Source organism: Psychrobacter sp. P11F6, assembly GCF_001435295.1.
Classification (GTDB): Bacteria; Pseudomonadota; Gammaproteobacteria; order Pseudomonadales; family Moraxellaceae; genus Psychrobacter.
Genome location: NZ_CM003594.1, coordinates 301644 through 323505, shown reverse-complemented (window position 1 = coordinate 323505; position 21862 = coordinate 301644). Strand labels below are relative to the sequence as shown.

The following is a 21862-nucleotide window of genomic DNA, read 5'->3' as shown; positions in this document are numbered from 1 at the left end:
GTATTTCAGCGCTTTTAATGACAGATGCTCGCTTGCCCTCTACAATAGCGCTACCATCGAAGCATTTAACCTAAAAGGGTCAGCTGATAAAAGGGTAAAATGCATCAACGACAACGTGCCTCTTATCTATTTTTACGCATTTATTTATGCCAAATACCAGCAAAAATCCTCAAAAAAATACACCTGCGCCAGCCATTCGTGCTTATCTTGGCGGCTCATTTGATCCCGTACATGATGGTCATCTGCAAATGGCGATGACTGTTTATCAATGTTTGCTACCGATAGCCAAGCAGCAACAGCGCGCGCTGCACGTGTCACTATTGCCCAATGCGCGCTCACCCTTTAAAGAAAAAAGTACAGCTCCTAAACATCGTCTGGCGATGTTAAAGCTTGCGACACTCCATACACCGCTACAAATTAATGAACTTGAGCTGTGGCAAACACCGCCTGTCTATACCATCGATAGTGTACGCACGTTGCGCCAACGTTATCCGCATGACAGTCTAATATTCATCATCGGTATGGATAGCGCGCTGAGTTTGAGCAAATGGAAAAACGGTTTAGAGCTTACGGATTACATCAATCTTTGGGTGTTTAATCGTGATGACCTGTCTGATATTAATCATAAAAATAATCGCCTGTTGACAACCACGACTCATTGCGCCAACAAAACGTTAGTTGCGCAGGATACGATGAACTTGCACGCCCAATTACCTGCGCAGCTGCAATCTTTACGCATCGATGCGCCTATTGATTTATTACAGCCCACCTCTCAAGCATCGACCGATAGCCGTCTCTTGAAAAACACCCATCAAGGCCACATTTATATAGACTCGCGTCCTATCGCCACGATATCCAGTACACAGATACGCCAACAGTTGCAGCCGACAGACAATCGATCGAATATAATATCCGCAGCGGCAAGGCAAATGACATCTATCGCACCAATAAATGATATCATAGACAATACTGCACCCAATCCATTAGCTAAATGGCTAAATCCTGCTGTTTATCAATATATTATCGCCCATCAGCTATATTCTGCTGCTCAATTCCGTTAAAATCGCCTTATCTTTGTCATTTTGCCCATCCAGTCTCTACAGCTGACTGGCGACATCTAGTCCATTCGACAATGCCAACGCATGCAAATTGACGATTTACCTTTTTATTTTTAATATTGACGATTCAAGAGATCAAAATTTATGACCAACACCATGACTGAAGAACGCTTAAAAGAATGCTTAGCCGTTGTTGAGACCGCTCTAGACGATATGAAAGCGAAGAACATCACCGTAATGAATGTAGAAGATTTGACTGATGTAACCGAACGCATCGTTATCGCTGACGGTACTTCTAAGCGCCATGTACGCGCGATGGCTGACAATGTCGGCGCTGAAGCGAAGCAAGCGGGCTTTATGCCACTTGGTCGCGAAGGCGGTATCGACTCTGACTGGACATTGATTGATCTGGGCGCTGTCGTCGTGCATGTGATGACGCCACAAGCCCGTGAGTTCTATGACTTAGAAGGTCTATGGTCATCACCTGAGCAATTGGCTGAGCTGGTCGCTGTACCGCGTGAAAAGAAAACCGCTGGTCGCCGCAATAAAAATAAATAATTTTATTTATTTTTATAACGCTGTGAAAACCAAAAAGACCAGATATCTATTCTGGTCTTTTTTTGTCTAAAATTTACCGTTCTAATACCCTTTCACCTACTGCTAAATATTAAGCGGCTGAATGCTTAGCATTAGATGAATGATTAAGCTAAGATAATACGCATTATTAATACCAGTATTAAAGTAGCCTCTCCCCTAATAAATCCCTATAGATTAGGAAAACCTATGAGCTTAGAACCTGTAAATATAGCAACGCTAACATCCTCTACCCAAAAAAATGTAGCCGACTTTAACCAAACCCTGCCGTTACATATTGCGAATCTAATCTGCGTCCGCGCTAGCAAAGCCATGCCATTCACCCGTGAAGAAATGAGTGCTATTGATAAAGCACCGATTAACGCACCTGTCGCGGTCAATTTTATGGGATTAATTACTGACGAACAAGCCGATCGTAAGCATCATGGCGGCCCACTCAAAGCCGTGCATCAACTGGCACCTGCAACTTATGAGAGGATCAATACAGAATTTGGTCTAAAGGTACGCGTCGGTACATTGGGCGAAAATCTCACGACCGAAGCAGTAAATGATTTGCCTGAAATGACCGAATCTACGGTTTGCATTGGTGATGTTTATCAGTATGGAGGAGAGTATGGTGATACGGCTACTAGTACGGATGATGTTGATAATTTACAACTGCGCATCGTCCAACCGCGCCGTCCCTGCTACAAAATCAATGACCAAATCGGACAGTTTACCAAAGTGCCAAATATCGCGGCATGGATCAGCAAACAAGGCATCGCTGGTTGGTATTTCAAAGTGGTGCGTGATGGCATGATTAGCGCTGATTTGCCCGTCTATTTAATCGAACGTCCCTATCCTTTTGCGACACTTGAGACATTATGGCAGCTATCAAATTCAAAAGAAAAATTTGCAGCGGAAGTCATTGAACCTTGGCTTGCGATTGAGTGTTTAGAAGACAGTTGGAAGAAAGTGTTGGCGAAGAAGGTTCGCAAGGATTAGAAAAGCTTTCAAAGATATCTCGAACTCATCTATCTACTATCAATAAAAAAATAAAGGCAAGTATAGTCAATCCTATATAAATCAAATACGGTGTCAGGCTCGCTTAGTCTACTATTTGTAGTACTTTCGCTCGCCTTCCTTGTATCCAAATTATATTGAAACGACTATATCAAAGCTCACCTTTATTCACACAGAGCATTTCATGGTAAAAAACATCTTCTTAGCATTTGGCTTAACACTGCCCTTGATTGGCTGCGTGACCACGACCTCTCCAGTAGCGACCACCAAGAGCTACATCGTGGACAGTAAAACCTACCAAGCCACTGGCAAAAGCGAACGCATCAAAACCATTGTGCTGCACTATACGGTGTCAGATAATGACCGATCCATCAAAACACTGACCACAGGCAAGGTCAGCGCGCACTATTTAGTGTTAGATAATGACGATGATAAAATTTATAATCTAGTCCCAGAAAACGAGCGAGCTTGGCATGCAGGTGATGGTGGCTTTGCAGGTAGAACTATCTTAAACGATACCTCTATCGGCATAGAAATCGTCAATGCAGGAATTGCACCTGAATATAAAGATGCTCTAAAAGACGGCAAGTTGGCGTATCATCCTTATGACCATTATGTCGCCTTTAATGAGTGGCAGATTAAAAAGGTCGCGGAGTTAGTGCAAGATATCACCGCCAGATATGACATCTCACCAAAGAATATCATCGGCCATTCTGATATGACACCCTCACGTAAAATAGACCCCGGTGCAAAGTTCCCTTGGGAGCAGCTGTATAATAAATACGGCATCGGCGCTTGGTATGATGACGCTGATAAGCTTGCTTTTATGGATACAAACGCATTTGCAGCGGCCACGATACCTGAGCTTAAGCAGCAATTTCGTGATTATGGCTATCAGGTTAACAGTAGCGACGAGTGGGATAAAGCCAGTCGTGATGTCGTCTATGCGTTTCAGCTGCACTTTAGACCCCGTAACCCAATAGGAACGGTAGACTTAGAGACTTATGCTATTTTAAAGGCATTGAATAAGAAGTATGCTGATACCAACGATTTTTATTAACCCTTTTATGTCATTAATAATAAACGAGCTGTACAAGGAATTTTATGAGCACATTGTTTAGCGTAAATTTGAATAAATTGGCTTTGATCCGTAACTCTCGCGGTACTGACTACCCTAACTTGCTGTACTTTGTGAAAAAGCTGATTGACCTAGGTGTCAAAGGCTTTACCGTACACCCGAGACCCGATGAGCGTCATATCAGATACCAAGATGTCTATGATATCAGTGCATTCTTAAAGGACTATCCAGAGATTGAGTTCAATATCGAAGGCAATCCAAATGAGCAGTTCTTAAAGATTATCCGTGAAGTAAAGCCGCATCAATGTACGCTCGTGCCAGACAGTGATGATCAGCTGACCTCCGATCATGGCTTTGATATCATCAAACATCATGAGTTTTTATCGACACTAAGCAAAGAGCTGCAAGCATTCGGTACGCGCTGTGCGGTGTTCATCGACCCTGATATCGAACAAATCAAAGCGGTCATCGAGAGCGAGGTACAAACGATCGAGATGTATACCGAAGAATGGGCACGCGCCTACAGTAATGGTAAGAGCGATGACAATATTGATTTCGATGAAGTCAAGCAACGCTTTAGCGACTGTATTAATCTAGCCAATCAAAACGGTATCCGCGTCAATGCGGGTCATGATTTGAATTTGGATAATTTGGCTGATTTGCTCGCGCTTAGTGATATCGCTGAGGTGTCGATTGGTCATGCATTTACGATTGAATCGCTGGAGCAAGGCATGGATAATGTCGTGCGTCAGTATTTGAAGATTTGTGGTTAACCCGCCTTAATAATAAATAATTTAACGCTATCATCAATCCTAATATCTGCATTATCAAGCAAACTGCAATAATTTTAAAAAAGGAATCTTTATGTATCAAGACTTTCAGAAACACCTACAACAAGAAATCAGTGATATACGCGCAGCAGGACTGTATAAAACCGAGCGCGTGATCACCTCTCCGCAAGATGCACTCATCAAGATCGCGGATGGCCGTGAGATGCTTAACTTCTGTGCCAATAATTACCTTGGATTGTCTGACCACCCTGAGATTAAAAAGGCGGCTATCGGGGCTATAGAAAACTCAGGTTATGGCATGTCATCGGTGCGTTTTATTTGTGGTACGCAAGATTTGCATAAGCAATTAGAGGCGGCGATTTCTAAGTTTTTTAATACCGAAGATACGATTCTTTATGCGGCCTGTTTCGATGCCAATGGCGGTGCCTTTGAGCCACTGCTGACCGGCGAGGATGCCATTATTTCTGATTCGTTAAATCATGCCTCAATCATCGACGGTGTGCGCCTGTGTAAAGCGGCTCGTTATCGTTATGCCAATGCAGATATGCAAGATTTAGAGACGCAATTGCAAGCGGCGCAAGCACAGCGTTTTCGTTTGATTGTCACCGATGGTGTGTTTTCAATGGATGGTAATGTCGCGCCAATGGATGAGATTTATGCGTTGGCACAAAAATATGATGCCATGGTGATGATTGATGAGTCACATTCAGCAGGCGTGGTCGGTCACACTGGTGGCGGCGTGACTGAATTGTTCAACCTACGTGGTGATATTGAGCTTATCACTGGTACCTTGGGCAAGGCGTTTGGCGGTGCTATTGGCGGCTTTACCACGGGTAAAAAAGAAATCGTTGAGATGTTGCGTCAGCGCTCACGCCCGTATCTGTTTTCAAACTCCATTCCTCCTATGGTGGCGGCAGCTGGGGTAAAAGCGTTTGAAATGCTATCGCAAGACAATACCCTACAAGATAAATTGCATGAAAATACTGCCTATTTTGTCAAAAAAATGCAAGATGCAGGCTTCGATATCAAGCCCACTGCATCGGCAATTTGTGCGGTTATGCTTTATGATGCCAATGTCTCACAGCAAATGGCAGACGCACTGCTGAAAGAAGGCATTTATGTGATTGGCTTCTTTTACCCTGTCGTACCCAAAGATGAGGCTCGCATCCGTGTCCAACTCTCTGCCGCCCATACTCGCGAGCAGCTAGACAAGTGTATCGCCGCCTTTATCAAAGTCGCCAAGCAAATGAAGGTGATTGATTAAGCATCGTCCGGCATTTATCTAAATTCAACAATTAAGTACAACACCGTTAAATAAGAGAAAAGTATGAAAGCACTGGTTAAAGCCCATGCCAAGAAAGGCATCTGGATGCAAGACGTGCCAGAACCTACAGTCGGCATCAATGACGTTAAAATTAAAATTAAAAAAACCGCCATTTGCGGTACAGATTTGCACATTTATAAGTGGGATGAGTGGTCAGAAAAAACCATAAAGACGCCGATGATTATCGGACATGAATACGTCGGTATCATTAGTGAAATGGGCGATGGCGTGAAGCATTTTGAAGTGGGTGACCGAGTCACAGGCGAAGGACATATCGCTTGCGGGCATTGCCGTAACTGCCGCCGTGGCAAGCTACATGTGTGCGAAAACACCATCGGCGTGGGCGTCGACCGCGATGGCGCGTTTGCCGAATATTTGGTGATACCTGCCGATAATGCTATGAAACTCGATGAGCGTATCAGCGATGAGATGGCAGCCATCATGGACCCCTTTGGCAATGCCACGCATACCGCCCTTTCATTTCCCGTCCTTGGTGAGGATGTACTGATTACGGGTGCGGGACTGATTGGTTCTATGGCAACAGCGATTTGCCGCTTCGCAGGGGCGCGTAATATTGTGGTCAGTGATATCAGTGATTATCGCTTGGAACTTGCCAAAAAAATGGGCGCGACGATGACCATCAACCCAGCCAAAGGTGAAACCATCGAAGGCGCCATTGCTGAGTTAAAAATGCACGGCTTTGATATTGGGCTTGAGATGTCAGGCTCGCCTCAGGCCTTTGATTCGATGATTAGTAACATGTATAACGGCTCTAAAATCTCTCTCTTGGGCATTTTGCCTAACACCACCACTGTGGATTGGAGCAAGATTATTTTTAAGGCGCTAACCCTAAAAGGTATTTATGGCCGTGAGATGTGGGAGACGTGGTATCAGATGGAGCAAATGCTGATCAGCGGTATTGATCTCTCGCCCATCATTACCCATCGCATGCACATTGATGACTTTCAGGAAGGCTTTGATATCATGGAAAGTGGACAATGCGGTAAGGTGATTTTAAGCTGGGATTGATAACGTGGTACGTCAGTATTTGATGAGTCGTGGTTAGGGTTTAAATTGTCACGACTGATAAAACGGTACTGATTTCAGTGCCGTTTTTTATAGGGTAAAAATTATACGAGGGATAAACTATGGGCGATTCTGAAGCCGAAAAACTTGAAAAGTATCTCGCAGAAAAAGCCAAGCAAGATCAGGAAAAAGAGCATGAGTCTGAGCCGCTGTCTGCTTATGATGCTTGCGTGTTGAGAGAAAGTGATAGGGTTTGGGAGTTGGTGGCTGAGGCTCGGAAAGAGATTAAGAAATAATTTGAGAGATTAGTAGTTAGTTAACTTTAAACTCAGTTCTTAAGAACCTTATTAACTATCTATTTATTATATTATTTTTTGAATAGTATAATAAACACTGCATCATATATTCAGCATCCATATACGTAAAATTTTACTATAGCTATGAGTATTTCGCTAAAAGCTTGTTATATCTATTGATAAAACTATCACTATCTAGGAAATAATTTGGATAAGCTTCTTCAATTTTATTAACATCATCAACCGAGACCAAAACAACATCAAATTTATCACTGCCTTTGTAAGTCTTCTCTAACCGATAGTAATTTTCATTTGCTTTTTTACCGTCAAAATAATGCAGCACTCTGGTCTCACGAGACTCTAAGTCTAACTGGATTAGATAATACTTAGCCTCAGGACTTTTTTCTAATAAATTAATAGAATTGACACTTTTTAGCTTTTCAATAACTTTTAATTCTTTATCAAGTGCAATTAATTTAGTACATATTTCTGTCGAAGTTAATTCTGCATAATTAGAAATAACAGGAGCATTTTCTTCAATAGAAAATAACACACTTGTTAGTTCAAGAAACCTTAAGTACCTTTTATCTCCTTCTCCTGCTTTAAATGAAGCTTTATATAGAGAACCAAGTATCTCTACAATTGTAGCCCACTCATGTTGTACCTTCGTGCGGATCTGTAGTTCCAGTCGAAAAATCTTATTATCGACCTTACACTTAAAAATCTGGTGTATACCCCTATAGCCATCAGGTTTGGGTCTACTTATATAGTTATTTGTCCTTGCTTCATTCTCAATATGATCTGAGTTATATATTTCACATATTTCTCTATCATTAATAAAACGCTCAACTGCTTGCATATTAGGTAAAGTAACTCTGATTCCCACTATATCTTCCATTTGAGAAAGTCTAGTTGAAGGAAGTCGAACTAATTTCATGGAAATTGATTCTAACCTTTTCGTGCGAGAACCAACAATACTTTCCTTATCAACCTCTAATCTTTCCAACTTCTCTTTTAATAGATTTGAAAATATCTTAAGACAAGGTGCATGATTTTCTCGATATTTTCTAAGTATAAGTAATGCGTTTGTAAACTCTTCTTCTCTTTTAGTATCTAGATTTGAACTTTCCATACAAGAACGTATAACGTCTCCAGCCCTTGTTACATCTGAATTAGAGATAGGAAAAGAGAGTGGTACATCCTTACTGATGCCACTCTCTTCAACGTTATTAAAAGTTGTCTTTATATCTAACATTACAATTTAAATATCATACTTTACCGTTAATCATATCTTGCGAATTGATAATCGTACCTAATTGCCCATTCGACCACGCAGTTTCTGGCTGATGTGTCATCCAAGATAATTCAGTTCCAGTATAGTTGCCATAGGCATCAACTATTTGTTTTAGGAATTCAGTCACTTGATAGTCATAAGTATCTATCTTATGAAACTCGTTCCACATATTAGAACCAAGTTCATGAATACTTCTATAACCAAACTTCTTAAACTCATGATAAATTTCGGGTAAAACAGGACCATACTGCCAGCGTTCGAAGTTACCATCAAATAGTGGCATATTAGTTGATTTCAAATGCCATGATTGAGCGAAAAACATTAACTTTTGCAGCTTCATAGGAGTTAAGTTATTAATTTTTCCATTATTAGCTTGTTCAATAAAAGCATTTGCAATTGCAATTGCTGAATATTTCATAATAACCTCCTCATATTGGCTAAAGACTACTTTGGGCAGTATATGGTTTTGTTAGAAAGGAAAAGTAGCATAGAATTACAGTATGCTATTTTTTTCAAAAAATACACTTAGAAAGTGTAAAGATGTTGGGTGCGATATTTCATATAGGATATGTATCATATCATATCATATCATACCGAAGATTGATATATATAACATATACTTAAAGACTAATCCAAAGGTCGTCACACGAATCTATACATTCTTAGCGACCATCCTAATCGACAATTAAGATACTGGCGAAACAGAAAATTCTCTTTAAGGAATTTTCACTTGCGAAGCTAAAATTGCAATGCAATTTTTTAACGCTTCTCAGGAAATAGCTCCCCTAAACCGTTGGGTGTCGCAAGCTCCACACTAACCTACTCTACATCACTTAATAGCAAAATTAAGGCGTTACTTTAAACATTTAAATACTCAAACTCCAAACGCAAAAAAGGTGAGCCTAAGCCCACCTTTTTTTTATGTCTAAAACTATAAGCAATTACTAGAGGTCTGAGTAGCGGCTAGCGCAACCAAGCACGAGCGTTACGGAACATACGCATCCACGCGCCGTCCTCGTCCCACTCTTCTGGTTTCCAGCTGTGGTTATAGGCTTTTAGGTTACGCTCAGGATGCGGCATCATGATCGTCACGCGACCATCGGTGCTACACAGACCCGTGACACCGCCGACCGAACCGTTTGGATTGAGCGGATACGTCTCAGTTGGATGACCTTGGCTATCGACATAACGCATCGCAAGCTGACCGTGTTTGGCCATACCGTCAATCTCTGTGTTGTCTAGCGTGGCATAGCCTTCACCATGCGCCACAGCGATTGGCAAGATGCTATCCTGCATACCTTTGAACAGGATAGACTTGGTACGCTCGATTTTCACATTGACCGTACGCGCTTCAAAACGAGCGGATTTATTGGCGATGAAGCGTGGGAAGTTGTCCGCACCTGGGATGAGGTCTTTTAACTGAGCCATCATCTGACAACCGTTACAGACGCCTAGTGAGAAGGTCTCAGGACGGGCAAAAAAGCGGACAAACTGCATGCGTAACTCGTCATGGAACAAGATAGAGTTTGCCCAGCCAGAGCCAGCGCCCAGTACATCACCATAACTAAAGCCACCACAAGCGACTAAACCATCGAAGTCACGTAGATTGATACGACCATTCAGCAGATCGCTCATGTGTACATCGACCGCTTCAAAGCCAGCTTGGGTAAAGCCTGCTGCCATTTCCGTCTGACCGTTGACGCCTTGCTCGCGCAAGATAGCGACTCTTGGCTTATTCTCGCGACTATTTAGATATGGCTCTTCAACTTTTTGGTTCAAATCAAAGTTTGGAGCAGCGATCAGGCCTTGATGGCTTGCATCAGCGATTAAGTCATACTCTTGCTGTACGCACGCTGGGTTATCACGGCGACGCGCGATTTGATAGCTGACCTGAGTCCACGCTTGCTGCAATTCAGTACGGCTAAAGCGTAGGGTGTCATCACCCATGAGCGTTGGCGTTTGGATAAGTAAGCTGTCTTCTTCCGAGCTTTGACCAACGAGGCTGAGCATATCAGCAATGTTAAACTCTTCTGCCAATTGCATTAGAGCCGCGACGTTTTCTGGCAATACTTGGATGACCGCACCCAACTCTTCACTGAACAGCTGACCTAGTAAGTTATCATCTGTCAATGACAGCTTGATGCCTTGACGGCTGGTGAACTGCATCTCAGCGATAGTTGCCAATAGACCACCATCACCGATATCGTGATAGGCGCTGATGACGCCTTGCTCGTTGCCCGCTTGGACAAAGTTAAAGAAGTCGACCAAGTCGCTTGGCTGTGCCAAATCTGGGCAATCGTTACCCAATTGGCTAAGCGTTTGCGCAAGGATTGAACCGCCTAGACGTAGCTTGCCTTTAGACAAATCAATACGGTAGAACGCGCTGTCGCCATTGATTAGCTCAGGGGTTAGCGTTTTTGCCACATCAACCACAGGAGCAAAGGCAGTAATCACAAGGCTCATTGGTGACACGACTGATTTATCCGTCTCACCTGCTTCACTGCTGTCAGTCCAGTTGGCACGCATCGATAGCGAATCTTTACCGACTGGAATAGCGATACCCAATGCTGGGCACAGCTCTTCACCGACGGTATATACCGCGTCGAACAATGCTGCATCTTCTGCATCATCACCACACGCTGCCATCCAGTTCGCTGACATCGTAATATCAGACAACTGAGCAATGCGCGCACCAGCGATGTTGGTAATCGCTTCACCAATGGCTAGTCGTGCTGACGCTTGTGGGCTGATGAGAGCAACTGGTGTACGCTCACCGATACTCATGGCTTCACCGCTCATCACCTGACCATCAAGCGCAATCAAGCCTGACGCTGTCACTGCACAATCAGATACTGGCACTTGATAGCGACCCACATACTGATCACGCACGACCATACCCGTGATAGAACGATCACCAATGCTGATCAAGAATGATTTGCTAGCGACCGTTGGGTGACGCAACACGTCTTTGATAGACTCAGCTAAATTGACTTCGCCTAACTCTAATGCAGGTAAGCTGCTGTCATGACGCTCAAAGCTACGCTTCATCTTTGGCGTGCCACCGAGCAATACTTGCATTGGCATATCAACTGGCTGCTCAGCGAGCAAGGTATCATCAACGACCAGCTGACGCACATCGGTGGCTGTTCCCAAGATGGCATACGGGCAACGCTCACGCGCGCAGATGGCATCGAATTGGGTTTCGCTTTCTGGACGAATCGCAAGGACATAACGCTCTTGCGCTTCGTTTGACCAGATGGCCATTGGTGACATGCCGGCTTCTAACGATGGAACTTTACGCAGATTTAGTATCGCACCCATCTCGTGGTCATTGACCAGTTCAGGCATTGCATTAGAGATACCGCCCGCCCCTACATCATGTAGTGAGACAATTGGGTTACCATCTTTACTGTTGTTACTCACATCGACATCGTTGCCCGCTAGTGCCCAGCAGCGATCTAAGACTTCTTGGCAGCGACGCTCCATTTCAGCATTGTCACGCTGAACTGAGGCAAAGTCCAAGCCTTCATCAAGTGAACCACTATCGACCGAAGATGCTGCTCCACCGCCTAGACCAATTTGCATGGCAGGGCCACCAAGGACGATTAATAAATCACCTTGTTGAATGGTATTTTTTTCAATGAGGTTGCGCTTGATATTGCCGTAACCACCTGCCAGCATGATTGGCTTATGATAGCCGCGCATCTCGCTGCCATCTTTTGCCGCTGAGGTATCAAGCTGAAAACTACGGAAATAACCGCATAGATTAGGACGACCAAACTCGTTTGAGAAGTTGGCTGAACCGAGTGGTGCTTCGGTCATAATCTCAAGACTGGTTGCCATACGATCTGGCGTGCCATAAGCCTGAGTACTCAATTGACCTGACTGCTCCCATTTCTCAGCGAGCTCTGGGATATGCAAATGTGATACGTGAAAACCTGTCAGACCTGCTTTTGGCTTACCGCCACGACCAGTCGCGCCTTCATCACGAATCTCACCGCCCGCACCTGTCGCTGCACCAGAATAAGGGGCAATCGCTGTTGGATGGTTATGGGTTTCGACTTTCATTAAAATATCGATTTCTTCTTGATGAAAGTCATAAGGATGAATTGAATTGGCATCCATCGCGTCGGTAGGAATTGGATAAAAACGCATACCCTCAGAACCTGCCATTACCGCGGCATTGTCTTTATACGCTGACAAGATACCTTGTGGATTGGCTTTATAAGTGTTCTTAATCATTTGGAACAGTGACTTTGGCTGAACTTCACCATCAATTGTCCATTCAGCGTTAAAGATTTTATGACGGCAATGCTCTGAGTTTGCCTGTGCAAACATCATCAGCTCAACGTCCGTTGGATTGCGTTTTAGCTCATTGACATAAGCATTCATCAGATAGTCGATGTCTTCGCTAGATAATGCAAAACCAAACTGGGTGTTGGCTGCTTCTAACGCTGACTGACCTTGTCCAATAACATCGATATGATTCAGTGATGCTGGCGCTTGATCGTCGAACAATTTACTGACATCGCTCAAGTCATAGACCAAGCTCTGCGTCATACGGTCAAACAACACCTGCTCAGCGGCAGTAGATAGCTTTTCACTGACTTCACCATCGATTGTTAGGGTATAGACAACGACACGCTCAACGCGATTGATCGCAATTTCACAGTTATTAAAGATATCGGTCGCTTTACTTGCCCATGGCGAAATCGTGCCAAAACGTGGACCTACGATGACTTGTAATTGATTGCTTTTTGGGGCTTCAAGGACAGTGCTACTATCGACAGCAAGTAAGTCTAGCGCTTTTTTATGCTCATCACCTTCTAGTTCTCGTGATAACACATACACTTGCTGGGTATGGATTTGGCTGACATTTAGCTCGGTTTTTTGCTGGAACTGACTGATGAGTTGCTGCGTCTGAAAATCGGTAAGAAACGGTTGTCCGGCGATGGTCATCATAAAGGCATAATCCGTAAGATCAAGGCATCTCTGCCATGCAAAGTAAATGGTCTGGGTATTATAACAAGAAGCCCTGTAATAAGCAGGTCAAAACCAAGATAAATTGCTGATGGTTGCTATTCCATAATAGTGAAATCTTTGCCATCGTTGAAACCCTTGTTACTTTTAAAACAGGCTACTTTCACAACAGAAACTTAACAGCGATGTCGTCACAATTTTTACCTAAAGCTTATAGTCCTTACAAACCCTCACATCGCCTTACGGGCAACCTATATAAACACAAGGTCACAACTAGGTATTCTAGTTTCAGTTGTTAAGGCGACGATCGTTTTTCTCAATTCATCTGGTTTTCGATACTTGGAAAACGCTTAATTTGAAAAACGCTTAGCCTGAATAAAAACTACTATAACCAATCAACTATTTAATCACTACGACTTAATCAAAATAAAGAAAGGGAAATTTACTATGAGTAGACAAGACCACATCAATAAAGTGCAAGAATTGGTAAAAGACATCAAGTTTGCCATGATGACAACTCGTACTCACGAAGGCCATCTGCATGCCTGCCCAATGACAACGAGCGAGACGAGCATCGGTGCAAAAGAGATTTGGTTCATCGGTGACAAGAGTACCGAAACCGTCAGCGACATTGAGAAAGATCCGCAAGTAAACTTGGCTTATGTCAGTCAAGATGCCAAAAGCTATGTCTCAATTAATGGTAAAGCGGAACTGGTCGAAGACCAAGAGAAATTAGACGAGCTATGGTCGCCGATCTACAATGCTTTTTATGAGCAAGGTAAAGAAGATCCAAATGTACAACTGATTAAAGTCGTACCACATGGCGCAGAGTACTGGCTCAGTGGTAGCTCAGTCGTCAATATGTTTAAGATGACTACTGCTGCTGTAATGGATGGCAAAAAAGCGACTAATTTGGGCGAAAATAACTCTGTGACGTTATAAGTTATCTAAAGCAGAAATAGCAAAAACAAAAACGCCAGTGGCTGATTCGACTGGCGTTTCTTTATGCGTTATCTATATAAATTATCTATTGATACATATTACTGCGGTGGTTTCGCATAGCCATTGTCTGCTGGATAAGCCTGTGGCTGTTGAGGCTTCGGCTTAGATGGATCATATAGGCCATAAACTGCTGTACCTATTACACCTGTATTATTGATAGAGCCTGAGCTGGTATTGGCAGCATAGGCACTTTCTGGTTTGCTAAACATAAAGGATGCCACTGAGCTTTGGCTCTTACGGAAACCTTCAATCACCAAATTATCATTTGGATTTAGCACATATCCACTGTCATAGCGACTGGCAGCGCTGCCATTGAGGACATTGATTCCATCGACACTAGCGACGATTTCATAAGTGTTGTCGCTGTTATTATGATACACCAAACGGTAGGCCTGACCCGCTTGACCTTGCACGTAGTAATTGCCCGAGTCTCGATAAAGGGATAGTGCACCCGTATCTGTTTCCATCGAAAAATCCACCTTGCCCGCCAGTAGTGACATGCTATTAACCGCACGTCCATTATAAGACTTATCAGCATAACGGACTTGCATCTGCTCGATAGGCTCACTGCTCGTACGGCGCAGATCAACAGTCGTCACTTTTGAGTCGACGTCATCGCCCCACTTTGTGCCCAAACGCTCCGATTCTGCCGCGTCCTGAGTGGAACGTTCTGCAGTAGCGTCTGTTTGGATAGATTTTTCTCGCTGGATGGTTGAGGTGGACTCTTCCTGCATGTTTGAGCCAGAAGAACACCCCGTTAATAATGCCAACAATAATACGGCAACGCCCGACTGTGTCCGATGTAATGTCATGCTTATTTCCTTATTTGAATGCCGTTTCATGATAGCTTGACCAATTCTCTTGTATTTTATTCAGGGTCTGTTGAACATTCAAATGTGGTGCTGGCAGTCATTATTTTTTAGACAATATGCAGTGAAATTTTTGATGCCTAGTCATTCTAGGTTAAACAATTTCACTGCATATTGGCAAAAAAGAGTATTGCCCTGAAAGGCTGATGCTAAAATTACCCCAAACGTTGTTGCAAGCCTAGCTAAGGTCTCGACATTATCATCGGTTTGCGCCTAGTTTGGTGCAATTTTAGCAATCAGCAGCCCTAATATTTGAATGTTCAACAGACCCTAATAATTTTGAGTATATATCAACCATACAAACAATGTCTAAGGCAAATAGGCAACATCAGCGGTATTTCAAACAGACCATAAAAAATGCCAGCGGCTAATGCGACTGGCGTTTTTTGTTGTCTATGTTGTTTGTTGACCATATCTGCGTTATATATTTACCCGCTTTGCTTTAGGTACGGCCAAGCCGCTTTGAGATAAATCATCATCGACCATAGTGTCAAAATAACAGCAGCAACCATCAGCACATAACCGATCGTTTCGAGCGATTCCCAATTGAGCAATAACACCGTGATGGCAACCATTTGAAACGTCGTTTTTAGCTTGCCGACATACGACACTGCCACACTGGTACTTTTGCCCAGCTCTGCCATCCATTCACGTAGCGCTGACACCGCAATTTCGCGCGAGATAATCACAATCGCGGCGATTGCCATAATAATATTGGGATGCCATTGCACCAAGATAATAAGCGCCGCCGCCACCATTAACTTATCAGCGACGGGGTCTAAAAAACGACCGAAGGCTGACATAACATTAAGCTTACGGGCAAAATATCCATCAAGCCAATCAGTAATCGCTGCAATAATAAAAACGCTAGTCAAAAGTAAATGGCGTAACAAGCTATCACTAAATTCGCTCATGCCGACCCGCGCAATCACATTGTCTGAGATGGCAGGCATGCCAATCCCCATAGCAGGTGGCCAATAAGCAATCGCGACAAATAGCGGAATCATTAAAATCCGCGCGATAGTAAGGTTATTAGGCAAATTAAAAATACTCTTGGTATTTTGCGGCTCCTGCGTATGCAAATGCGTATTCTCAGTCATGGCAAACCCAGTTTTATATAAACATATTAATGGTAGATAGCTTAGCATTTTTCACGAAGGTCGTCATGCCATCTCTTTAGCTATTCAGTTATCGATATGATGTCGGTTGAATTTAAAAATAGTACAAGACATCCGAGTGTAGATGTATCTTTAATACTTCAAGCGAGGTTAACGCAGTAATATTTTTATAGTGGAATGACTATTAAAATTAATCAATCTTTCATATATAACTACAAAACTTTGATACGCATTTTTCAATGTTAGATATGACACGACTAAAAGACTCATCTACTGGAGATGAAATACGACGTTAATTTTCTCTCTCATAAGCTCTAAACGTAATGTCATGTAACCAAAATAGCCAAACCGCTGCCAATTGCGCTATGATAGCGATTCTGATAAAAACACTTGTACACTTAAATATGTAAGTAAATATATGCAATTATTGAATTAATCCCAACCACCCTAATATTAGTTAATATAGAAAAACTCATAATAACAATAGGTCACAACCACTGCCTCTGTAGTTCCTTTACACGATCAGTTTTCCTCGGCCCACAGTTCCTCCTCTGTGGGCTCTTTTTTTGCCTACAATTTATGCTTAGTTAAAGATTTTTGTTATATACAAGTATAACCATTTGCAAAAATCTGTATCGTTTCAGCAATAATCTAAGAAGCGGCATATTGCTTATAAGGAAAAACCCACCATAAGGTGGGTTTTTATAATACAAATAATGAATCGGCGATGGCTTAATAACACAGAGAAAGGTATTTAGAGCTTTACATCACTCAGTGTCATCGCCGTTATTTTAATTGGCACAGCGAATAGCCACGCAGTACCAGCAGTACAATAGAATCTGTTGTTATGATAAGACACGATTTGGGCAGTAAAATCGTTTAAATCTTGATCACACATAGCTTCTTCATCACTATTATCATCTACCGCACACCATATCTCATGGCAGCCATGCTCAAGCATTACACGAGTCAGCTCACTTCCTCTAAGCACTATATTCACCTCTAACTTCGTACTATTTTGTATATTATGTTATACGAATATAACTGTTTCTTAGCAATTTGGACAGCTTTATTTTCAATTAAAGTATTACAAATTAATATACAAACTTTCAGTTATAAGCGGCTATAGATTTAGATCATCATAAAAAATTTCTACTTTTTTTACTGGTATGGCGCATTGCCATTCAACGCCTTCTTTACAGGAGAATTTATCGTTATCAAAAGAAATAATGTGCCTTAGCGAATCATATTCAGCGCTATCGATACTAGCCATCGCCTGCTCGTCGCTCTCATTACTGACCGCACATAAAACCTGCTTATCCCCTCGTGCGAGCATGGCACAAGTCAGCCCACTTCCTCTCAATCTGGTACTCATAAACTATCCTTTATTTTCAACAATTTATAGATTTCTTGCTATATCATATAGATATAGAGATACTATATAGTATTTATTTATAGTCTCTTTAGTATTTAAGTGTATATGCAGGTTAACTCGTCGCACCCATCGCTTAGTGTTTTTTAACTTTAAAGGGCTCTGAGAATTGTAAAATCAAAAAGCCAACGACCGATAATATAATGGCAATCTCATAACGACCGTAAGCCACCGAAATACCGATGGCACCCGTATTCCATAAGCTCGCTGCCGTGGCAGTGCCCTTTGAGCCTTTTTCATTTTTAAAAATCGCCCCACCACCGATAAATCCCATACCTGTGATGATGGCATACATGATTCTCGCTTCACCAGTAGCATCATAAATATCCATACCAACCAACATGAACGCGCATGACGCAATGGTTACCAGTGGAAACGTCCTTAACCCCGCGCCGTTGTCTTTCATCTCACGATTAAGGGCAATCGGTAATGACAATATAAAGGCGATGCCCAACTGGAAAAAATGATAGCCCATCAGCTCTAAATCTATATCGAATCCAAACATCGTTATCACCTTTTCATATTAAGAAAACACCCTTAAAGTCCAGTTCCGGATAGCGTCAGTCGCTAAGTAAACTTTCGCCATCACTTTGCCTTGTTGATTGCCTCAACCGTCTGTTGTGCCATTTGATAGCAACTTTCGATATTGCCTTGTCCGCACCAATCACCACTGACAATCCATTGATGAGACTCATCTATCAAGATGCCTAATGCTTCTTTATCACTATCAGAAACAGTGGCGGCATAGCGCCAACGATGGCAATCTATTTGGCTAGGAGCATGGTCATCGTTCCAATTCAATGCTTGCTTGGCAGCTGTTAATAACTGCGCTTTGATCGTCTCCATATCGTCATCGACATGCTGCTCTGACCAGTCGTTGCGCGCATGAATAGTGACACTGGGTAGCAGGTTATCGCGAGCAGGTTTTTGGTGCTCGATAAATATTCTATCGAGTATAGAGTCATTCAGATAAGCCACATCCCAGCGTGGCGCTGCTTGAGCGCTTAACATTTTTGGTAATGTATCAAAATTATCCCACCCCAGCATCAGCGTATAGCACGCCAGCATTGTTGGCTTAGAAATCTTGGCTTGCTCAGCAAAGCCGCTCTCTGCCATTAACTCTATGGTCTGACCGTTTGGCACGGTACATATCACCCAGTCAAAGTGACCTATACTCGCGCCAGTCTCGTCAAATAGCTCAGTTTTTTTATCAGCCTTTTCCGCTATAGAATTATCATATTGAGCCAATGGTGCAACGCGGGTTTTAAATTCTATGGTGCTGTAATGCAACTCATCAGCCAGTGTACGCCCCCAACTGGTCATTTTTGGCGTACTGATATAGCGGGCTTGCGTGGTGTTCCATTGCTCCTTACTCTGAATATCGGGCGCTTGGATATCAGGCGATTGAGTATCATGATTCGCTGGTGTTAAATCGATCACCTGCGCGCACCATGGCTGTAGCAATCCCGTCTCTAACCAAGGCGTAATGAATTGCTTAAAACTTGCCGTCTTAGCCGTAAAAAACTGCGCCCCAAATGCCCATTGCCAGTTTTTGCCAGTGTGGCTATCAGTACGATATCGAGTGGCTAAACGCCCTACGCTACGTGACTTTTCAAAGACAGTAATTTGCGGTAAGGGTGTTTGCTCACTATCTTGTGCTATGTTTTGAGCAAAGGCGCGCTCTAATAATGTAGCGGTAAACAGCCCAGTCAAACCACCACCAATGATAGCGATTTTTGGTGATTCTGTAGCGACAGCGGGCAAAGAGTGATTGGTCATAATGACAGCAGGCCTCATATAATGTTGGATAAAAAAGGGAGTGATAATAGTAGGAACGTTTTAGATAATATGGTTATCGTTAGATAAGATGGTTATAGAAAGTATTGAACCTTTAAATTTTGTTGATATCAATATCGTCTGCGTAAAAAAGCCATGCTAGTTTTCATAACATGACTTTTTTGAACGCTAATCGTCTATTTACTGAACGTGCTTTTAATCGATAATTTAGCCTACTCTCCTCGCGCAGCTTTGACTACCTCAACCAGCTGATTAATCACCGAGCTATCCGCAAGAGTAGACAAATCACCCAAACCAACATATTGACCTGCCGCAAGGTTACGTAAAATACGGCGCATGATTTTGCCCGAGCGGGTTTTGGGTAGTGCCTCAACGATATGAATAGCATCCAAATTGGCAATCGGACCAATCTCAGCGCGAACATGTCGATTCAGCTCAGCCTTTAGCGCCTCTGTCTCTTTTTCACCCGATTTCAAAATGATAAAGGCACAAACGCCCATGCCGCGAATCTCGTGCGGCATCCCGACAATAGCGGCCTCCGCTGTCGCAGGATGCGCGACCACGGCGCTCTCAATTTCTGCTGTTCCCAGACGATGCCCTGCGACGTTAAGCACATCATCGACGCGACCCGTGATCCAGTAATGTCCATCTTCGTCACGCTGCGCCCCATCACCAGTGAAATAATAACCGGGATACTCACTAAAGTACGTCTGTAAAAAACGCTCATGGTCATTATAAATAGTACGCATTTGCCCCGGCCAACTGCTGTTAATTGCCAAGTTTCCTTCAGCAGAGCCTTCTAGCATAGTACCGTCACTATCAACAATCTCTGGTTTGATACCGTACAAAGGATTCATCGCTGCGCCCGGCTTGAGGGCGACCGTGCCTGGTATCGGTGCCATGAGGATGCCGCCTGTCTCAGTTTGCCACCAAGTATCTACAATCGGACACTTGCCGCCGCCGACGACATGGTAATACCAGTCCCATGCTTCTGGATTGATCGGCTCGCCGACTGTTCCGAGTAGTCGCAAACTTGAACGATCAGACTCCCGCACAAAGACATCGCCCTCCTTCATCATCGCTCGAATCGCCGTCGGTGCAGTGTACAGAATGGTCACATCGTGCTTATCGATAATATGACCGATGCGTGCCCATGTGGGATATTCTGGTACACCCTCGAACATCACCGTCGTCGTACCATTGGCAAGCGGTGCGTAAGTTGCATAGGTATGACCTGTGATCCAGCCTACGTCCGCAGTACACCAGTAGACGTCATCGTCTTTAATATCGAACACATCTCGAAAAGTAGAGAGAGCATAGGTGATATAGCCGCCCGTGGTATGCAGCACACCTTTAGGTTTGCCAGTAGAGCCAGAGGTATACAACAAAAATAGCGGGTCTTCGGCATTCATAACTTCTGGCTCGCAATGTTCTGACTCGCCATCGACCAAGTTATGATACCAAACATCACGGCGACCACTCATCGGTACAGAATTGCCCGTACGATGAACGACTATGACGTTGGTCACGCTATCAGTGCCATCCATATCTAGTGCCCGATCGACATTGGCTTTAAGCGGCGTATGCTTATTACCACGTAAGCCTTCATCAGCCGTAATGATGATTTTTGAGCGGCTGTCTATCAGGCGATTGCCCAAGCTCTCAGCAGAAAAGCCACCAAAGACCACGGAATGTACAGCGCCAATACGTGTACATGCCAGCATCGCTATCATTGCTTCAGGTATCATCGGCATATATAAGGTCACGCGATCGCCTTTTTTGACCCCAAGCTTACGCATAGAATTACCCAAGCGACAGACCGCTTGATGCAGCTCTTTAAAGGAGATGATTTTGTGCAGTGAAGGGTGATCGCCCTCCCAAATAATGGCAGGCTTGTAAGGATTTTTTTTGACATGTCGGTCGAGACAGTTGACAGAGATATTCAACTCGCCGTCCTCAAACCATTTTATGCGAAAATCATCCAAATCATAGTTAACGTCGCTGATTTTGGTCGGTTTTTTTATCCAATCGATCAGCTCGGCACGCTTCGCCCAAAAAGCATCATTAGCCTGAGGTGATTCGATAGATTTTTCATAGTCTTCGCGGTATTGTTCAGCGGTAGTATTGGCAGCAGCGATAAATTCGGCCGCAATGGGGAATGATTTTTGAGTCATCGTATTTGTCCTTTTTAATTATTATGA

Annotated in this window: 19 protein-coding genes; 9 read left to right on the top strand and 10 right to left on the bottom strand. The window is 43.3% G+C overall.

Annotation, left to right across the window (positions count from 1 at the left end):
- Positions 1-146: 146 nt before the first annotated feature.
- The 8 genes from AK822_RS01375 to AK822_RS14780 all read left to right on the top strand — a co-directional run bounded on the left by AK822_RS01375 (position 147) and on the right by AK822_RS14780 (position 7169).
- Positions 147-1061, top strand: coding sequence for a nicotinate-nicotinamide nucleotide adenylyltransferase (locus AK822_RS01375; RefSeq protein WP_060490307.1), 915 nt, complete (start codon positions 147-149; stop codon positions 1059-1061).
- A 141-nt stretch (positions 1062-1202) separates the two neighbouring features.
- Positions 1203-1616: a ribosome silencing factor gene (rsfS, locus tag AK822_RS01370; protein WP_045443355.1), complete on the top strand. Its 414-nt coding sequence runs from the start codon at positions 1203-1205 to the stop codon at positions 1614-1616.
- 225 nt (positions 1617-1841) lie between these two features.
- Positions 1842-2636 (top strand): MOSC domain-containing protein, encoded by a 795-nt coding sequence (locus AK822_RS01365; RefSeq protein WP_087945521.1) that lies wholly within the window; start codon positions 1842-1844, stop codon positions 2634-2636.
- Between the two features lie 202 nt (positions 2637-2838).
- A complete protein-coding gene (locus AK822_RS01360; protein WP_060490306.1) occupies positions 2839-3714 on the top strand; it encodes an N-acetylmuramoyl-L-alanine amidase in 876 nt (291 codons plus the stop codon).
- A gap of 44 nt (positions 3715-3758) precedes the next feature.
- Positions 3759-4505: a pyridoxine 5'-phosphate synthase gene (locus AK822_RS01355; protein ID WP_060490305.1), complete on the top strand. Its 747-nt coding sequence runs from the start codon at positions 3759-3761 to the stop codon at positions 4503-4505.
- 91 nt (positions 4506-4596) lie between these two features.
- Entirely contained in the window at positions 4597-5787 is a 1191-nt protein-coding gene (gene kbl / locus AK822_RS01350) for a glycine C-acetyltransferase (RefSeq protein ID WP_060490304.1), read from the top strand.
- A gap of 63 nt (positions 5788-5850) precedes the next feature.
- The gene (gene tdh / locus AK822_RS01345; protein WP_060490303.1) at positions 5851-6876 is read left to right on the top strand and encodes an L-threonine 3-dehydrogenase; all 1026 of its coding nucleotides are present in this window, start codon (positions 5851-5853) and stop codon (positions 6874-6876) included.
- A 119-nt stretch (positions 6877-6995) separates the two neighbouring features.
- Positions 6996-7169 carry a hypothetical protein gene (locus AK822_RS14780; RefSeq protein WP_157292341.1) on the top strand — a complete coding sequence of 58 codons (174 nt, stop codon included), beginning with the start codon at positions 6996-6998 and terminating at the stop codon, positions 7167-7169.
- A gap of 142 nt (positions 7170-7311) precedes the next feature.
- On the opposite strand, the gene AK822_RS01340 is transcribed toward AK822_RS14780, so the two are convergent.
- The 3 genes from AK822_RS01340 to purL all read right to left on the bottom strand — a co-directional run bounded on the left by AK822_RS01340 (position 7312) and on the right by purL (position 13425).
- Positions 7312-8424 carry a RelA/SpoT domain-containing protein gene (locus tag AK822_RS01340; protein WP_060490302.1) on the bottom strand — a complete coding sequence of 371 codons (1113 nt, stop codon included), beginning with the start codon at positions 8422-8424 and terminating at the stop codon, positions 7312-7314.
- A 13-nt stretch (positions 8425-8437) separates the two neighbouring features.
- Entirely contained in the window at positions 8438-8881 is a 444-nt protein-coding gene (locus AK822_RS01335) for a Panacea domain-containing protein (protein WP_060490301.1), read from the bottom strand.
- Positions 8882-9426: 545 nt separating this feature from the next.
- The gene (purL, locus tag AK822_RS01330; protein WP_060490300.1) at positions 9427-13425 is read right to left on the bottom strand and encodes a phosphoribosylformylglycinamidine synthase; all 3999 of its coding nucleotides are present in this window, start codon (positions 13423-13425) and stop codon (positions 9427-9429) included.
- Between the two features lie 465 nt (positions 13426-13890).
- On the opposite strand from purL, the gene AK822_RS01325 reads away from it, so the two are divergent.
- Positions 13891-14385: a pyridoxamine 5'-phosphate oxidase family protein gene (locus tag AK822_RS01325; RefSeq protein ID WP_060490299.1), complete on the top strand. Its 495-nt coding sequence runs from the start codon at positions 13891-13893 to the stop codon at positions 14383-14385.
- A 98-nt stretch (positions 14386-14483) separates the two neighbouring features.
- Here the strand turns inward: AK822_RS01325 and AK822_RS01320 are convergent, their stop codons facing one another.
- The 7 genes from AK822_RS01320 to acs form a co-directional block, all read right to left on the bottom strand.
- Positions 14484-15257 (bottom strand): hypothetical protein, encoded by a 774-nt coding sequence (locus AK822_RS01320; protein WP_060490298.1) that lies wholly within the window; start codon positions 15255-15257, stop codon positions 14484-14486.
- A gap of 485 nt (positions 15258-15742) precedes the next feature.
- On the bottom strand, positions 15743-16414 hold the full coding sequence (pgsA, locus tag AK822_RS01315; protein WP_045443785.1) for a CDP-diacylglycerol--glycerol-3-phosphate 3-phosphatidyltransferase: 672 nt from the start codon (positions 16412-16414) through the stop codon (positions 15743-15745).
- Between the two features lie 772 nt (positions 16415-17186).
- A complete protein-coding gene (locus AK822_RS01310) occupies positions 17187-17423 on the bottom strand; it encodes a hypothetical protein (protein ID WP_228139046.1) in 237 nt (78 codons plus the stop codon).
- A 132-nt stretch (positions 17424-17555) separates the two neighbouring features.
- Positions 17556-17807, bottom strand: a complete 252-nt coding sequence (locus AK822_RS01305; RefSeq protein ID WP_060490296.1) for a hypothetical protein — start codon at positions 17805-17807, stop codon at positions 17556-17558.
- A gap of 133 nt (positions 17808-17940) precedes the next feature.
- Positions 17941-18369: an MgtC/SapB family protein gene (locus AK822_RS01300; protein ID WP_055123559.1), complete on the bottom strand. Its 429-nt coding sequence runs from the start codon at positions 18367-18369 to the stop codon at positions 17941-17943.
- A gap of 80 nt (positions 18370-18449) precedes the next feature.
- Positions 18450-19643: an NAD(P)/FAD-dependent oxidoreductase gene (locus AK822_RS01295; RefSeq protein WP_060490295.1), complete on the bottom strand. Its 1194-nt coding sequence runs from the start codon at positions 19641-19643 to the stop codon at positions 18450-18452.
- 230 nt (positions 19644-19873) lie between these two features.
- The gene (acs, locus tag AK822_RS01290) at positions 19874-21835 is read right to left on the bottom strand and encodes an acetate--CoA ligase (RefSeq protein WP_060490294.1); all 1962 of its coding nucleotides are present in this window, start codon (positions 21833-21835) and stop codon (positions 19874-19876) included.
- Positions 21836-21862: the final 27 nt, after the last annotated feature.